Source organism: Mesorhizobium sp. M0244 (assembly GCF_040321795.1).
Taxonomy (GTDB): Bacteria; Pseudomonadota; Alphaproteobacteria; order Rhizobiales; family Rhizobiaceae; genus Mesorhizobium.
On the sequence record NZ_JAMYSE010000006.1, the window covers coordinates 90,954 to 105,204 of the forward strand.

Genomic DNA, 14,251 nt, shown 5'->3' on the forward strand with positions numbered 1-14,251 from the left:
GGCGCAGACGCCGCGTCAATTCAATCCCGAAGCGCATGATGCCGGGTTGAGCTTGCAGCACGCGGATCAAGGGCGGTGCCCAAGATCGCTATCGCCCAGCCGGGTTTCGCAATCCACCAAAAAATGCTGCAAAACCGCTGCCAGGTCGAAGACCCTCGCGCATGAAAAACGCGCGCAGCGGCGCAAACCCCTCAAGCACGCCAAGACCGGCGCTACGCGCCAGCTGGGCCGGCAGCATGTCGGAAAGCAACGACATGTTGAGCAGCTTGACCGCGCTGCTGCGCGCCAGAATGTCCGGCCGCCGCTTGAAATCATAGGCGGCAAGTGCCTTCGCGGCGCCTGGATCGGAGGAATTTTCCCGAACGATTCCAATCAGGTCTTCGATATCCCTGATGCCGAGATTGAGGCCTTGCGCGCCGATCGGCGGAAACACATGGGCGGCTTCGCCGACAAGGGCCACGCGGTGCTGTGCAAATCGCCATGGGCTCACCGCTGAAAGCGGATAGACCTGCCGCCCGGGTTCCACCGACACACGGCCCAGCATCGATTGCATCCGCTGTTCGACCCGCGTCGAAAGCTCGGCGTCGTCGAGTGCTGCAAGGTCCTTGGCGATATCCGGTTCGAGCACCCAGACAAGGCTGGACCGGTTGCCGGGCAGGGGAACCTGTGTGAACGGACCGGTCTCGGTGTGGAATTCGGTCGAGGTAAAGGCATGGTCGCTGCGGTGACCGAAATTGAGCACCAGCGCCGCTTGCGGATAGGATCGGACCGATGTCCGGATACCGGCTGCCTCGCGGGCCGGCGACTGGCGGCCATCGGCGGCAACCGCCAACGACGCCTCAACCTCGCTGCCGTCGGCGAGAAAGGCATGGGCATGGTCGGCATCGAGGCGCCATGCCTCCACCATCGACTTTCGCCACTCGATGCCCGAATGCGCGCCGACAGCCTCGGCTAGCATGCGGCTGAGGACACCGTTGGGCGAGTTCAGCCCGAATTGCTCTTCGTCGATCTCGCTGGCGCGAAAGGTCACTGTCGGGCTGCGGATCAGCCGGCTGGTTGCATCGACGATGCGCATCACCTTGAGCGGCGCTGCGTGTGGCCTGAGGCCGTCGAGGACCCCAAGCCGCTCGAACATCTTCAGGGCAGGGTTCATCAAGGCTGTCGTCCGGCCATCGGGGCCGGCTGCCTCAGGCCCTACCAGCGTCACGGGAAAGCCGGCGTTGGCAAAGCCAAGCGCCGCGATCAGCCCCGCCGGGCCGCTGCCGGCAACCAGTATCCGTGCTGTTTCCCGATGGTCCAAATTCGGCTTCCGGATTGCGAGGTGAGGCCTATCCGACCTGTTGGTCCATATAGGTCAGGTGATGCGTCTTGATCAACGCGGCGATTCGGCCCATTCGGTTGCCATGACCGGCCAACAAGACGATTTCAGCCACCTCGACCGTACCGGCCGCGCGATGGCGAGGGTTGCGCGCAGCCCTCGACTGATGGTGAGCGTTGTTGCTGGCATGGGCATCGCCCTTGCCTGGCTCCTTCTCGGCGCGATGGCGATTCGTGGTGCCGTAAGCCGGCTCCCGGGCGCCGATGCACCCGGCGACACCATGCTGGAATACCTGCCGCAACTGCCGCTGCCGGATTTCCTTGCGCGTTTCTCCGCCCTCTGCCTTGCGCCTGCGCCGCTTCGCGCAAGCATAGGTGCGCAAGGCGGGGCACTCACCGCGATGTGGTTGTTGATGGCCATCGCGACCATGCTGCCCTCCGCGGCGCCGATGATCCGCACCTATTGCGAGATCGCAGATACCGCCCGGATCAAGAGGGAACCGGTCGTCCATCCGCTGGTCCTGGTCGCTGGATATTTGAGCGTCTGGCTTGCCGCCTCGGCAACGTTCGCAGCCCTGACGCTGGCAGTCCATGCATTCGCGTCATCCGGGCAGATGCTCGATCCGGCGGTTGGAATTGCCGGAGCAGCCGCGCTGTCGATCGCCGGTCTCTATCAGTTCAGCTGGTTGAAGGAAGCCTGTCTGGAGAAGTGCAGAAATCCGTTCTCGGTCCTGTTCGCCAACTGGAGCGCCAAGCCCATTCGCATTTTCCGGCTCGGCATGGAGCAGGGCCTATGGTGCCTTGGATGCTGCTGGGCACTGATGCTGGTGATGTTTGCCGTCGGTGTGATGAACGTGTTCTGGATGGCGCTGATCGGCCTGTTCACCCTGGTCGAAAAACAGACGGCAGGCAATCTGCTCACGCGGCTGGCCGGTGCAATACTGCTTGTCTGGGCAGCCGCGCTGCTAGTAGTCTCGACATGAGGGGGAGATAATTCGATGACAGATGAAGGCTGGGCAATGAAGGGAGAGCTCGTCCTCTCCTGCAATTGCACGGTTTTTTGCCCGTGCGTGCTGTCGCTCGGCAGTCATCCGCCAACAGAAGGCTATTGCCAGACCTGGGCCGGATTCCGCATCGATGCCGGCCATTTCGGCGAGGTCGACCTGTCCGGTCTCAATCTTGGGCTGGTCATGGAAATCCCCGGCTATATGAGCCGTGGCAACTGGACTGCCGGCTTGTTCATCGACAAGCGCGCTTCGGTTTACGCTGTGAAGGCACTGACGAAGATCTTCACCGGCAAGGCCAGCGGAACCACATCGCTGCTCTCCATCCTGGTCGGAAAGTTCCTCGGCGTCGAGCAGGTGCCGATCACCTACGAGATGCGTGAGAAAACGCGCATCTTCCAGATACCGAGGATCATCGATGGTGCGGTGACGCCGATCGTCGGCAAGGACCGTGACAAGGATACGGTCGTCAGCAATTCGGAATACTGGATCGCACCGGAAATCATCGTCGCCAAATCCGAAAAGAGCAAAATGCGGGCCTTTGGCCGCAACTGGAACTTTGCCGGCCGTTCGGCCGAAATCTGCAAGCTGGACTGGCGGGGCCCGTGAGCAAGAAGACGACGGCCAGGAAAATCGCCGACCGGATTCCGCGGCCGAAGAAGAAAGTCACATGGCCGCAGGCGCGGGCGTTCTCGGTCCATCTTTTGACCGCGTCGGGCTCGTTCCTGGCGTTCCTGTCGCTGGTGGCAGCGAGCGAGCAGCGCTGGACGGCGATGTTCTGGTGGCTGGGCCTGGCGCTGTTCGTCGACGGCATCGACGGGCCGATCGCCAGGAAGCTCGATGTCAAGGAAATCCTGCCGACATGGTCGGGCGAACTCCTCGACAACATCATCGACTACGTGACCTACGTGCTGATCCCGGCCTTCGCGCTCTATCAGCGCGGCTTCATGGGCGAGCGCCTCTCTTTCCTGTCGGCGGCGATCATCGTGGTGTCCAGCGCCATCTACTATGCCGATACCGGCATGAAAACGAAGGAGAATTTCTTCAAGGGCTTTCCTGTCGTCTGGAACATGGTGGTGTTCACGCTGTTCGTCATCGAACCGGGACAATGGGTTTCCTTCGCCGTGGTCGTGGTGGCGGGCATCCTCACCTTCGTGCCGATCCATTTCATCCATCCGGTGCGGGTAAAGCGGCTGCGGCGCATCAATCTCGGCATGACACTGCTTTGGTGCGCTTTTGGCGCGCTGGCGCTGGCGCAGGCCGCCCTTGCCTCCTTCTACGACCAGATCGGCGTGCTGGGCGAGCAGGTGAGCGTTTTCATCAAAATTGGGATTACGGTCACCGGGCTTTACCTCGCTTGCATCGGCGCTATCATGCAGTTCTTTCCAAATCTCGGCGCCAAGCCGGATGACAAAAAAGCCTGATCCCAAGAGAGCCAAAAAATGTCCAAAGCGATCCGCATCCATGCCCATGGCGGTCCGGAGGTCCTGACCTATGAGGATGCCGATCCCGGGCAGCCGGCCTCGGGACAGATCCTGGTCAAGCACACCGCCATCGGTCTCAATTTCATCGACGTCTATTATCGCTCGGGCCTTTATCCGCTACCCAGTGGGTTCCCGCTGATTCCCGGCGGCGAGGCGGCCGGCGTGGTTTTGGAGGTCGGCGCAGAAATCGACTGGCTGAAGCCCGGAGATCGCGTCGCCTATGCCGTGACCACCGGCGCCTATGCGGAGCGGCGCGTGATCGCCGCCGATCGCGTGGTGAAAGTGCCTGACGGCATCGGCGACGATCAGGCCGCGGCGATGATGCTGAAGGGCATGACCGCCGAGTATCTGTTGCGCCGTACCTTCAAAGTGAAAGCCGGCGACACGATCCTGTTTCATGCGGCGGCCGGCGGTGTTGGGCTGATCCTCGGCCAATGGGCCAAGCATCTCGGTGCGACGGTGATCGGCACCGCAAGTTCGACCGACAAGATCGAGCTCGCCAAGGCGCATGGCTTCGACCACGTCATCAACTATCGCGAGCAGGATTTCGTCGCCGGCGTTGCCGCCATCACCGGTGGCAAGAAATGCGACGTCGTCTATGATTCGGTCGGCAACGACACATTTCCAGCCTCGCTCGATTGCCTGCGGCCGCTCGGCACGTTCGTCAGCTTCGGTCAATCGTCTGGGCCGATCCCGCCCTTCAGCATCTCATTGCTGGCGCAGAAGGGCTCGTTGTTCGCAACGCGGCCGACGCTGTTCGTCTATAATGCCAAGCGCGAAGACCTCGAGGCTTCCGCCGCCGCATTATTCGATGTGGTGCTCAGCGGTGCCGTCAAGATCAGGATCAATCAGCGTTACGCGCTCAGTGATGCCGGCAAGGCGCATTCCGATCTCGAAGGACGCAGGACGACCGGGACAACGATACTTATCCCTTGAACGCCCGCAGTTTTTCGGCCCGCCGACGCCGCGGTTCTTGCGAACTGCTCTTTACCGCTTGAGTTTCCGCTGAAATTCTTGAAGCTCTTTCAAGTCGCGAGGCGCTTACCGGCGACAGCGGGCCGCGCATACCATGTTAGCGGGAACACAGAACATGTCTGGCAAACCAGATGGAGGCACTGTGAGTGCAGATCAGGACGGCGCAAACCTGCTGGAGGTTCGTGGCCTTACCAAGATATTCGGCACGCTGACGGCGTGCGACCATGTCGACCTCAACATCGCCAGGGGCGAGATCCACGCGTTGCTTGGTGAGAACGGTGCTGGCAAGTCGACACTGGTGAAAATGCTGTTTGGATCGCTGGAACCGAATTCCGGCGAGATTTTCTGGAATGGCCAGGCGGTCAGGATCACCAGCCCCGGCGCCGCAAAAAAGCTCGGCATCGGCATGGTTTTCCAGCATTTTTCACTATTCGAGGCGCTGACGGCGGCGGAGAACATCGCGCTGTCGTTGGATGACGGCTCGCCGATAAGCACGATCGCGGCCAAGGCGAGGGCGCTCTCTTACAGTTACGGACTGCCGCTCGACCCGCTATCGCTGGTCGGCGATCTGTCGGTTGGCGAGCGTCAGCGTATCGAGATCATCCGCTGCCTGTTGCAGACGCCGCAGCTCATCATCCTCGACGAGCCGACTTCGGTGCTGACGCCGCAGGAAGCCGATAAGCTGTTCGAGACGCTCGAACGGCTGCGCTCGGAAGGAAAATCCATTCTCTACATTTCGCACCGGCTGGAAGAGGTCAAACGCATTTGCGACCGCGCCACCGTGCTGCGTCACGGCAAGGTGGTCGGCCATTGCAATCCGCGCCAGGAAACCGCGTCTTCGTTGGCACGGATGATGGTCGGCAACGAGGTGCAGGCCGTGGTGCGCGCGCCGGCAGAAGATATCGAGACCGCCTCGACCTTGCTTGAAATCCGCGCACTCACCCGCAAGCCGGCGACACCGTTCTCGATCCCGCTCAGGAACATCAACCTTAAGGTCCGCGCCGGCGAGGTGATCGGCATTGCCGGCGTCGCCGGCAACGGCCAGGGCGAATTCTTCGAAGCCGTCTCCGGCGAGGTGCTGCAGCAGGATGCCGGCTCGGTCCGCATCCGCGGCAAGGATGCCGGCGGCCTCACCATCACCGGTAGGCGCCTTATGGGCGCTGCCTTCGTCCCGGAAGAGCGGCTCGGCCATGGCGCAGCGCCGCGCATGAAGCTTTCGGAAAACCTGCTTCTGTCGCGCCATGCCACCGACGGCAAAATGTTTGTCAGCGCCGGTGGAATGGTCAAGAGCGATGCGATCTATGCCGCTGCCCAGCGCATCATCAAGGCGATGGACGTGCGCAAGAGCGCGCCGGATCCGGAGGCTGCTGCTCTTTCGGGCGGCAATCTGCAGAAATTCATCGTCGGCCGAGAACTCGACCGCCGACCAAGCGTCATGGTCGTCAACCAGCCGACCTGGGGGGTCGACGCGGGTGCGGCGGCCCACATCCGCCAGGCGCTGATCGAGCTGGCGCGCAGCGGTTCGGCGGTGCTGGTGATCAGCCAGGATCTCGACGAGCTGTTCGAGATATCCGATGCAATCGCGGTCATGCATAATGGCGAATTATCGAAGCCGCTGCCGATAGCCGAAGCGACATTCGAGAAGATCGGGCTGCTGATGGGCGGCGCCGAGCCCGGCCACGCCGAACACACGCTGGAGACGGCCTGATGCGCCTCGAACTCGTCAAACGCCCGCAGCGCTCGATGCTGTTTTCAGCACTGTCGCCTTTCATCGCTTTCGTTTTGACGATCATTGCCGGCGCCATCATGTTCGCGCTGCTCGGCGTCAACCCGTTGACCGCCTTCCATATCTACTTCATCGAACCGATCAGCCAGGTCTGGCAGCTGCATGAGCTGGCGATCAAGGCCGCCCCCCTGATCCTGATCGCGGTCGGGCTGTCGGTCTGCTACAAGGCCAACATCTGGAACATCGGCGCCGAAGGCCAGTTCATACTGGGCGGTATTGTCGGCTCGATCATCCCCGTGCTGTTTCCGCAGTTCGAAGGTCCATTGGTGTTGCCGCTGATGCTTCTGCTCGGCATGGTCGGCGGGGCGGCCTATGCCGCAATCCCCGCACTGCTCAAGACGCGCTTCAATACCAACGAGATCCTGACCAGCCTGATGCTGGTCTATGTCGCCCAGCTCTTCCTAGACTGGCTGGTGCGCGGGCCGTGGCGCGATCCGCAGGGCCATGGTTTCCCGCAGACCATCCAGTTCAACGACTCGGCCATACTGCCGGAGATCCTCCCGGATTCCGGCAGGGCAAACTGGGGATTTGTCTTCGCGCTGGTCGCGGCGGTGCTGATCTGGATCCTGATGAGCCGTATGCTGAAGGGCTTCGAGGTCCGCGTGCTCGGCTCGAGCCCAAGGGCAGGGCGCTTTGCCGGTTTCGGCCTCAGACGCATGGTTTTCTTTGCCTTCCTGCTGTCCGGGGCATTGGCTGGGCTTGCCGGCATTTCGGAGGTCTCTGGTGCCATCGGCCAGCTGCAGCCGGTGATCTCGCCGGGCTACGGCTTTACCGCCATCATCGTGGCATTCCTCGGCCGGCTCAATCCGCTCGGCATCGTCGCCGCAGGCCTTGTGCTGGCGCTGACCTATCTCGGCGGCGAGGCGGTGCAAAGCGCGCTCGGCATCTCCGACAAGGTGGCGCGGGTGTTCCAGGGCATGCTTTTGTTCTTCGTGCTCGGCTGCGACACGCTCATTCATTATCGCATTCGCCTGACCGGCTTTTCCGCGCCGAAGCTCGAGGCAGCGCCGAAGATGGAGGAAGCCCGCTGATGGACATTACCGTCAACATCCTCTTGACCATCGCGACGGCGGCGACGCCGCTGCTGATCGCGGCGATCGGCGAGCTGGTGGTCGAGCGCTCCGGCGTGCTCAATCTCGGCGTCGAAGGCATGATGATCATGGGCGCGGTCGGCGGCTTCGGCGCCGGCTATCTCACCGGCTCGCCGTGGATCGGGCTGTTGGCGGCGATCGCAATGGGCGCGCTGTTCTCGCTGCTGTTTGCCGTCATGACGCTGTCGCTGGCCACCAACCAGGTGGCGACGGGCCTGTCGCTGACGCTGCTCGGTCTCGGCCTCTCCGGCATGATGGGGACGAATTTTGTCGGCCAGCCCGGCCAGAGGCTGCCAAACCTCGATATTCCCGGCCTCACCGCAATCCCGATCGTCGGCAGGCTGCTGTTCGGCCAGGATCCGATCTTCTACATCTCGATCGCGCTGACTGCCGTTGTCATGTGGTTCCTGTTCAAGACCCGCACCGGGCTCACTCTGCGCTCGATCGGCGACAGCCACACATCCGCCCATGCGCTCGGCATCCACGTCATCCGCTACCGCTATCTTTCGGTGATCTTTGGCGGCGCTTGTGCAGGGCTTGCCGGCGGCCACCTGTCGCTGGTGTACACGCCGCAATGGGTGGAGAATATGACCGCCGGTCGTGGCTGGATCGCGCTGGCTCTGGTCGTCTTCGCCTCCTGGCGGCCATGGCGGGTGCTGGCCGGCGCCTATATCTTCGGTGCAGTGTGGATCGGCCAGCTTCATGCACAGGCTTTTGGCATTCCGGTCCCCTCGCAACTGCTTTCTTCGTTGCCCTATCTGGCAACCATCGTGGTTCTCGTTCTAATCTCGCGCAACAAGCGTTTGACGATGATGAACACGCCGGCTTGCCTGGGGCAGCCATTCGTTCCGGATCGTTGACAAACAAAAAGACGGAAGCTCCAAGGCTTAACTCAGAGAGGTAACACAATGAAAAGACTACTTATTGCCCTGATGGCGACGACGGCCGCATTGTCGCTGGCGGCCTCAGCCGAGGCGGCGGACAAGCTGAAGGCCTGCTGGGTCTATACCGGCCCGATCGGCGATTTCGGCTACTCCTACCAGCACGACCAGGGCCGGCTCGAGGTGGAAAAGGCACTCGGCGACAAGGTCGAGACCGCCTATCTCGAGAATGTCTCCGAAGGCCCCGATGCCGACCGCGCCTTCGAACGCCTGGCACGCGAGGGATGCAAGATCATTTTCGGCACGTCCTTCGGCTTCATGGACCCGGAAGTGAAGATCGCCAAGAAATTCCCCAAGGTGATGTTCGAGCACGCCACCGGCTACAAGACGGCCGAAAATCTCGGCATCTACAATGCGCGTTTCTATGAAGGCCGCTACGTACTTGGCCAGATCGCCGCCAAGCAATCGAAGTCGGGCGTCGCCGGCTACATCGTTTCCTTCCCGATCCCGGAAGTGGTGATGGGCATCAATTCCTTCATGCTCGGCGCGCAGTCGATCAACCCGAACTTCAAGGCGAAGATCGTCTGGGTGAACTCCTGGTTCGATCCGGGCAAGGAAGCCGACGCCGCCAAGGCATTGTTCGACCAGGGCGCCGACATCATCGTCCAGCACACCGACTCGACCGCTGCCTTGCAGGTGGCGGAGGAGCGCAAGCTGCACGGCTTCGGCCAGTCCTCCGACATGATCAAGTTCGCACCGCACGCGCAACTGACCTCGCTCACCGACGAATGGGGTCCGTACTATATCAGCCGGGTCCAGGCGGCGCTCGACGGCACCTGGAAGCCCGACAATGTCTGGCTGGGCATCAAGGACGGCGCCGTCAAGCTGGCGCCGTTCACCAACATGCCCGACGACGTGAAGGCGATGGCCGAAGCCACCACTAAGAAGATCGCCGACGGCTGGAACCCCTTCACCGGGCCGATCGCCAAGCAGGATGGCACACCGTGGCTGAAGGACGGCGAGGTCGCCGACGACGGCACGCTGCTCGGGATGAATTTCTACGTGAAGGGCGTCGACGACAAGCTGCCGCAGTAAGCAGCCGCGCTATGCCGACCCTGGTTCCGGTCCGCTTCGTCGGAACCAAGAGGGCGCCTTTGTGCGCCCTTTTTTCGTACGCGTCAGCTGGAAGCGGACTACCTGCTGGTATCAGCGGGCGACTATGGTGTGGACGCCCGCGGGCAGCCTGATGCGATCTGACGTGGGAGCGAGCGCAGGGCGCCCTTCCGTAGTGATCCCCCATATCTCGACGGCACCGCCCAACGGCGTTTCGTCATTGCGGTAACGATTGACGCCAACGAAGAGCTTCTGTCCCATCCGATCAAAAGCCAATCCTTGCGGCAGAACGCCTGCGAGCGGCCATTCGCCGTGTGGTATCAGCCGCCCTGTTTCAGCGTCCAGCTGATAGAGGCTGAGCGACGCGTGCTCGGTCCGGTCGCGCGAGCCGTCCGGCTTGCCGGTGCCGCGAAGATTGGACGTGACGAGAAAGCGGCCATCAGGGCTGAAGGCGATCGTCTCAGCGCCCCAGCCGCCAAGTGCGATGTGAGGCACGGTATGCCGTGCAGCGTCGCCCGTCGCCCCGACATCGGCGAGCCGGACCGTGGTGAGAACGCCCTCCTGAACTCCATAGAAACCGACCGTATCGATTCCCCATTGGACATCGGAGGTGATATAATGGCGGCCGTCCGGCGAGAAGCGGCCAACAAAGGGGAACTTATTCGTCTGGACGCGATTGCCCCAGGGACGAATGCCCGAAATCGCTCCGTTCTGCGCGCGCAGGACCTCGTAGAAGGCAACCTGGCCACGGTCGACGAGATTGACCGCAATATACCGGCCGCTTGGATGCCACTGCACCCAGGTCGCCTTCAACGGAATGAAACCCGTTGACGGCTCAAGGTCCAGACCGAAACTGGAGACAGGACCGAACCGGCCCTCCCTGACCGGAACAAAAGAGAGTTCGCGGTCGGCATCACTGGTGATTGCAACGATGAGATCACCTGCTGGATTGAGATGTATCGCCTGCGGTTGTATTCCGATCCGAACGCTGTCGACCACCGCCGAGCGGCCGCCATCCAGCCGCAACGATCGGATCGTGTCGCCTTGCTGCAGCTCATCGAGGCGGGTGGCCCCTTCGGGCCGTTGGCGGAAAGTCTCGGCGACGAAAGCGAACTGGCCGCCCAAGGAGATGTCGAGTGCTCCCGGCGGCCCGTAGGTCGAATTCGAAACTTCGATCATCGCGATAGAGCGGGATTTCTCCGCCGGCGAGGTGACGACTGAGAGCGTATCGCGATGGTCCAGGTCGGGAGGCCCGAGCTCCCCCGTCTCGTACACGGTCGGCACCATATCGATGTCGGAGAGTACAAACACGGTTCCGCCCCGATCTTCGGACGGCTGTGCGCCGGGAAAGCTCGGCATTAGAAAAAAAGCAATTGCTATGAGAAACCGGCGTCGCATCGGAACTGTCTCCATTTGTGTCATACGCCAATTTCCAAGTTTGCTTTCAGTCGTCCAATCGATATTTGGTATCCCCATATTCCTGCTGGTAATGACGCTTCGACCGGAGGTCGGTGTGAATCTGGCTGCAGTCGATCTGAACCTGCTTGTTGCCTTCGACGCGCTGCTCAGTGAACGGAGCGTGAGCGGCGCGGCGGCTCGCATCGGGCTCAGCCAGCCGGCGATGAGCAAGCGCCTCGCCAATCTACGCCGGTTTTTCGCCGACGATCTCTTCATCCGTCACGCGGAGGGCGTGCGGCCAACCGAAAAGGCGCTCGACCTCGCCGATCCGATCCGGGCCGCGCTGCGTCAGATCCAGGATGCGTTGGGAGGTTTCGGCCATTTCTCGCCGGAGCGGTCGGAGCGCGTCTTCAGGATCGCGACCACTGACCATATCGCGGCGACCTTGATGCCTAGGCTGATTCCAATGCTCCGTTCAGCGGCGCCGACAATTTCGATTGTCTTGCGCAGCTTGCACCGCCAGGAGATCGTCGATTGCCTCGAGAAGGGCTCGATCGACCTTGCGATCACTATCCTGCCAGACGCGCCGACGACGATCAAACGTGCATCGCTCTTCCACGTGAAATGGATATCGATCGTCTCGACCGAACATCCTGAAATCCGCGACGGACTGACGCTCGAACTCTTCCTGAAATATCCGCATTTGCTGGTCACTCACGTCGGCGACCTGAAGGGCTACATCGATCGCCTGCTGGACGACCGCGGCCTAAAGCGGACCGTTGCAATGAGCCTGCCTTATGCGCTCGCCGTGCCGGCCATCATCGCCGATACGGACATGATCTGCACGTTGTCGGCAAACGTGATTCGCCTTGCGGATTGGCCGCGTGTGCGCTCTTTCCGCTACCCTTCGATTACCCCGGCTATCAGGAAACCCTGCTCTGGCACCGGAAGAACGACAGCGATCCCGGTCACGCCTGGCTCCGGCGGATGCTTATCCGCGTAAGCGAAACAGTCACGTCCTAGCAGAAAGGCCCTCGCACCTGTCGATCGTCAGACCGCCGAGCCGTAGAGGTCATAAGCGTCGGCGCGATCGATCTTGACCGTGACGATGTCGCCGGCGCGCAGCGGCCGCCGTGACTGGATGTGGACCGAACCGTCGATTTCGGGCGCGTCGTATTTGGTCCGACCCTTGGCCGAATTGCCATGCGCCTCATCGATCAGGACCGGCAGGCGCTTGCCGATTTTCTTGGTGAGCTGCGTTGCCGAAATCTTCTGCTGGCGCTGCATGAAGCGGTGCCAGCGGGCCTCCTTGATCTCCTGCGAAACCTGCTCGAGGCCGAGGTCGTTGGAGCGGGCACCTCTGACCGGCTCGTATTTGAAACAGCCGGCGCGGTCGATCTTGGCCTCGTCCAGCCAATCGAGCAGCATCTCGAAATCATCGTCCGTCTCGCCGGGGAAGCCGACGATGAAGGTGGAGCGGATGGCAAGGTCCGGACAAACTTCGCGCCAGCCACGAATGCGCTCGAGCGTCTTTTCGCCATGGGCGGGCCGGCGCATGTTCTTCAGCACCTGCGGCGAGGCGTGCTGGAACGGAATGTCGAGATAGGGAAGGATCTTTCCTTCGGCCATCAGCGGGATGACGTCCGCGACATGCGGGTAGGGATAGACGTAATGCATGCGCACCCAGACGCCGAGCTTGCCCAGCTCTTGCGACAGATCGAGGAATTTCGCCCGCACTTCGCGATCGCCGAACATGCTGGTCTGGTATTTGATGTCGATGCCGTAGGCGCTGGTATCCTGCGAGATGACGAGGATCTCCTTGACGCCGGCATTGGCCAGCTTCTCGGCTTCGCGCAGGACGTCGGCGACCGGCCGCGAGACGAGATCGCCGCGCAGCGCCGGGATGATGCAGAAGGTACAGCGGTTGTTGCAGCCTTCCGAAATCTTGAGGTAGGCGTAGTGGCGCGGCGTGAGCTTGACGCCTTGCGGCGGCAAGAGGTCGATGTAGGGATCGTGGCTCGGGGGAGCAGCCTCATGCACTGCCGCCATCACGCTTTCATAAGCTTGCGGGCCGGTGATGGCGAGGACGTTGGGATGTCTTTCGCGGATGACGTCCGGCTCGGCGCCGAGGCAGCCGGTGACGATGACCTTGCCATTCTCCGAAAGTGCGGAACCGATGGCATTGAGCGATTCGTCGCGGGCCGAATCGAGGAAGCCACAGGTGTTGACGACGACCAGGTCGGCGCCGTCATGCTTGCGCGCGATCTCGTAGCCTTCGGCGCGCAGGCGCGTGATGATGCGCTCGGAATCCACGAGGGCCTTCGGGCATCCAAGACTGACGAAACTGACGCGAGGGGCGGACATCAAAGCTTTTCCAGATTTCAGGATTGGCGGCGCACTACCACACTTGTCGCGGCATTGGTATGGGCAGCGGCTGCGGCGAAACGCAACCGCCGACGTCGCCAAAGGCTGGTCGATTCGAATTCAAAGGCCGGCGTCGATGCGAAAATCCTGTCGAAGCGTCAGCTCACCGCATTGCTGACATGCGGCAACACTTCGACCGCGCCTCGATAGATCATGTCGAGTGCAACATAGAAGATGATCAAAAGGCCGATATAGGCGATCCAGCGATGGCGGTGCAGCAGCTTGGCGATGAAGGTCGCGGCAAGGCCCATCAACGCGATCGACAGCACGAGGCCGATCACCAGCACCTGGAAGTGATCGCGTGCCGCGCCGGCGACCGCCAGTACGTTGTCGAGCGACATCGAAACGTCGGCGATGACGATCTGCAATGCCGCCTGGCCCAGGGTCTTCTTACGCGCCTTGCCGGCCACCATATTATCGCTGTTGATATCGGAATTGGACAACGCCTCCGTCGCCTCCACTTCGTCGGCATGGGAGGTGCGCAGTTCGCGATACATCTTCCAGCACACCCACAGCAACAGGATGCCGCCGGCCAGCAGTAGGCCGACAATCTGGAGCAGGGTGACAGTGATCGCGGCAAAACCGATGCGCAACACCGTCGCCGCCACCACGCCGATAAGGATCGCTCTCTTGCGCTGCTCGATCGGCAGGCCGGCCGCGGCAAGGCCTATGACTATGGCGTTGTCGCCCGCAAGCACGAGGTCGATGGCGATGACCTGGAGCAGGGCCGTGAGGCCTGCGGCGGTGAAAATTTCCATCGACTGGAAGTCCCTTGCTG

Annotated in this window: 13 protein-coding genes; 9 read left to right on the forward strand and 4 right to left on the reverse strand. The window is 61.9% G+C overall.

The window, feature by feature from the left end:
- Positions 1 to 88: 88 nt before the first annotated feature.
- A complete protein-coding gene (locus NKJ08_RS07330) occupies positions 89 to 1,300 on the reverse strand; it encodes a UbiH/UbiF family hydroxylase (protein ID WP_352781578.1) in 1,212 nt (403 codons plus the stop codon).
- A 61-nt stretch (positions 1,301 to 1,361) separates the two neighbouring features.
- Here NKJ08_RS07330 and NKJ08_RS07335 point away from each other — a divergent pair, with 61 nt between their 5' ends.
- The 8 genes from NKJ08_RS07335 to NKJ08_RS07370 all read left to right on the forward strand — a co-directional run bounded on the left by NKJ08_RS07335 (position 1,362) and on the right by NKJ08_RS07370 (position 9,633).
- A complete protein-coding gene (locus NKJ08_RS07335) occupies positions 1,362 to 2,300 on the forward strand; it encodes a DUF2182 domain-containing protein (protein ID WP_352523744.1) in 939 nt (312 codons plus the stop codon).
- Between the two features lie 15 nt (positions 2,301 to 2,315).
- Positions 2,316 to 2,930 carry a DUF1326 domain-containing protein gene (locus NKJ08_RS07340; RefSeq protein WP_352778033.1) on the forward strand — a complete coding sequence of 205 codons (615 nt, stop codon included), beginning with the start codon at positions 2,316 to 2,318 and terminating at the stop codon, positions 2,928 to 2,930.
- Positions 2,927 to 3,745 (forward strand): phosphatidylcholine synthase, encoded by an 819-nt coding sequence (gene pcsA / locus NKJ08_RS07345; RefSeq protein WP_352523748.1) that lies wholly within the window; start codon positions 2,927 to 2,929, stop codon positions 3,743 to 3,745. The genes NKJ08_RS07340 and pcsA overlap by 4 nt, the downstream gene beginning before the upstream one ends.
- Before the next feature lie 18 nt (positions 3,746 to 3,763).
- Entirely contained in the window at positions 3,764 to 4,741 is a 978-nt protein-coding gene (locus tag NKJ08_RS07350; protein ID WP_352778031.1) for a quinone oxidoreductase family protein, read from the forward strand.
- Positions 4,742 to 4,895: 154 nt separating this feature from the next.
- Positions 4,896 to 6,488 (forward strand): ABC transporter ATP-binding protein, encoded by a 1,593-nt coding sequence (locus NKJ08_RS07355; protein WP_352778029.1) that lies wholly within the window; start codon positions 4,896 to 4,898, stop codon positions 6,486 to 6,488.
- Complete coding sequence (locus NKJ08_RS07360; RefSeq protein WP_352778104.1) at positions 6,485 to 7,597, forward strand: ABC transporter permease; 1,113 nt, start codon at positions 6,485 to 6,487, stop codon at positions 7,595 to 7,597. The genes NKJ08_RS07355 and NKJ08_RS07360 overlap by 4 nt, the downstream gene beginning before the upstream one ends.
- Positions 7,597 to 8,517 (forward strand): ABC transporter permease, encoded by a 921-nt coding sequence (locus NKJ08_RS07365; protein ID WP_352778027.1) that lies wholly within the window; start codon positions 7,597 to 7,599, stop codon positions 8,515 to 8,517. Before NKJ08_RS07360 ends, NKJ08_RS07365 begins: the two co-directional genes overlap by 1 nt.
- Positions 8,518 to 8,565: 48 nt before the next feature.
- Positions 8,566 to 9,633 carry a BMP family ABC transporter substrate-binding protein gene (locus tag NKJ08_RS07370; RefSeq protein ID WP_352778025.1) on the forward strand — a complete coding sequence of 356 codons (1,068 nt, stop codon included), beginning with the start codon at positions 8,566 to 8,568 and terminating at the stop codon, positions 9,631 to 9,633.
- A gap of 111 nt (positions 9,634 to 9,744) precedes the next feature.
- Here the strand turns inward: NKJ08_RS07370 and NKJ08_RS07375 are convergent, their stop codons facing one another.
- Entirely contained in the window at positions 9,745 to 10,962 is a 1,218-nt protein-coding gene (locus tag NKJ08_RS07375) for a beta-propeller fold lactonase family protein (protein WP_352778023.1), read from the reverse strand.
- Positions 10,963 to 11,164: 202 nt separating this feature from the next.
- On the opposite strand from NKJ08_RS07375, the gene NKJ08_RS07380 reads away from it, so the two are divergent.
- Positions 11,165 to 12,052, forward strand: coding sequence for a LysR family transcriptional regulator (locus NKJ08_RS07380; protein ID WP_352781579.1), 888 nt, complete (start codon positions 11,165 to 11,167; stop codon positions 12,050 to 12,052).
- A 47-nt stretch (positions 12,053 to 12,099) separates the two neighbouring features.
- Here NKJ08_RS07380 and rimO read toward each other — a convergent pair whose 3' ends face one another.
- Entirely contained in the window at positions 12,100 to 13,413 is a 1,314-nt protein-coding gene (gene rimO / locus NKJ08_RS07385; RefSeq protein WP_352778019.1) for a 30S ribosomal protein S12 methylthiotransferase RimO, read from the reverse strand.
- A gap of 158 nt (positions 13,414 to 13,571) precedes the next feature.
- On the reverse strand, positions 13,572 to 14,231 hold the full coding sequence (locus NKJ08_RS07390) for a TerC family protein (protein WP_352523761.1): 660 nt from the start codon (positions 14,229 to 14,231) through the stop codon (positions 13,572 to 13,574).
- Positions 14,232 to 14,251: the final 20 nt, after the last annotated feature.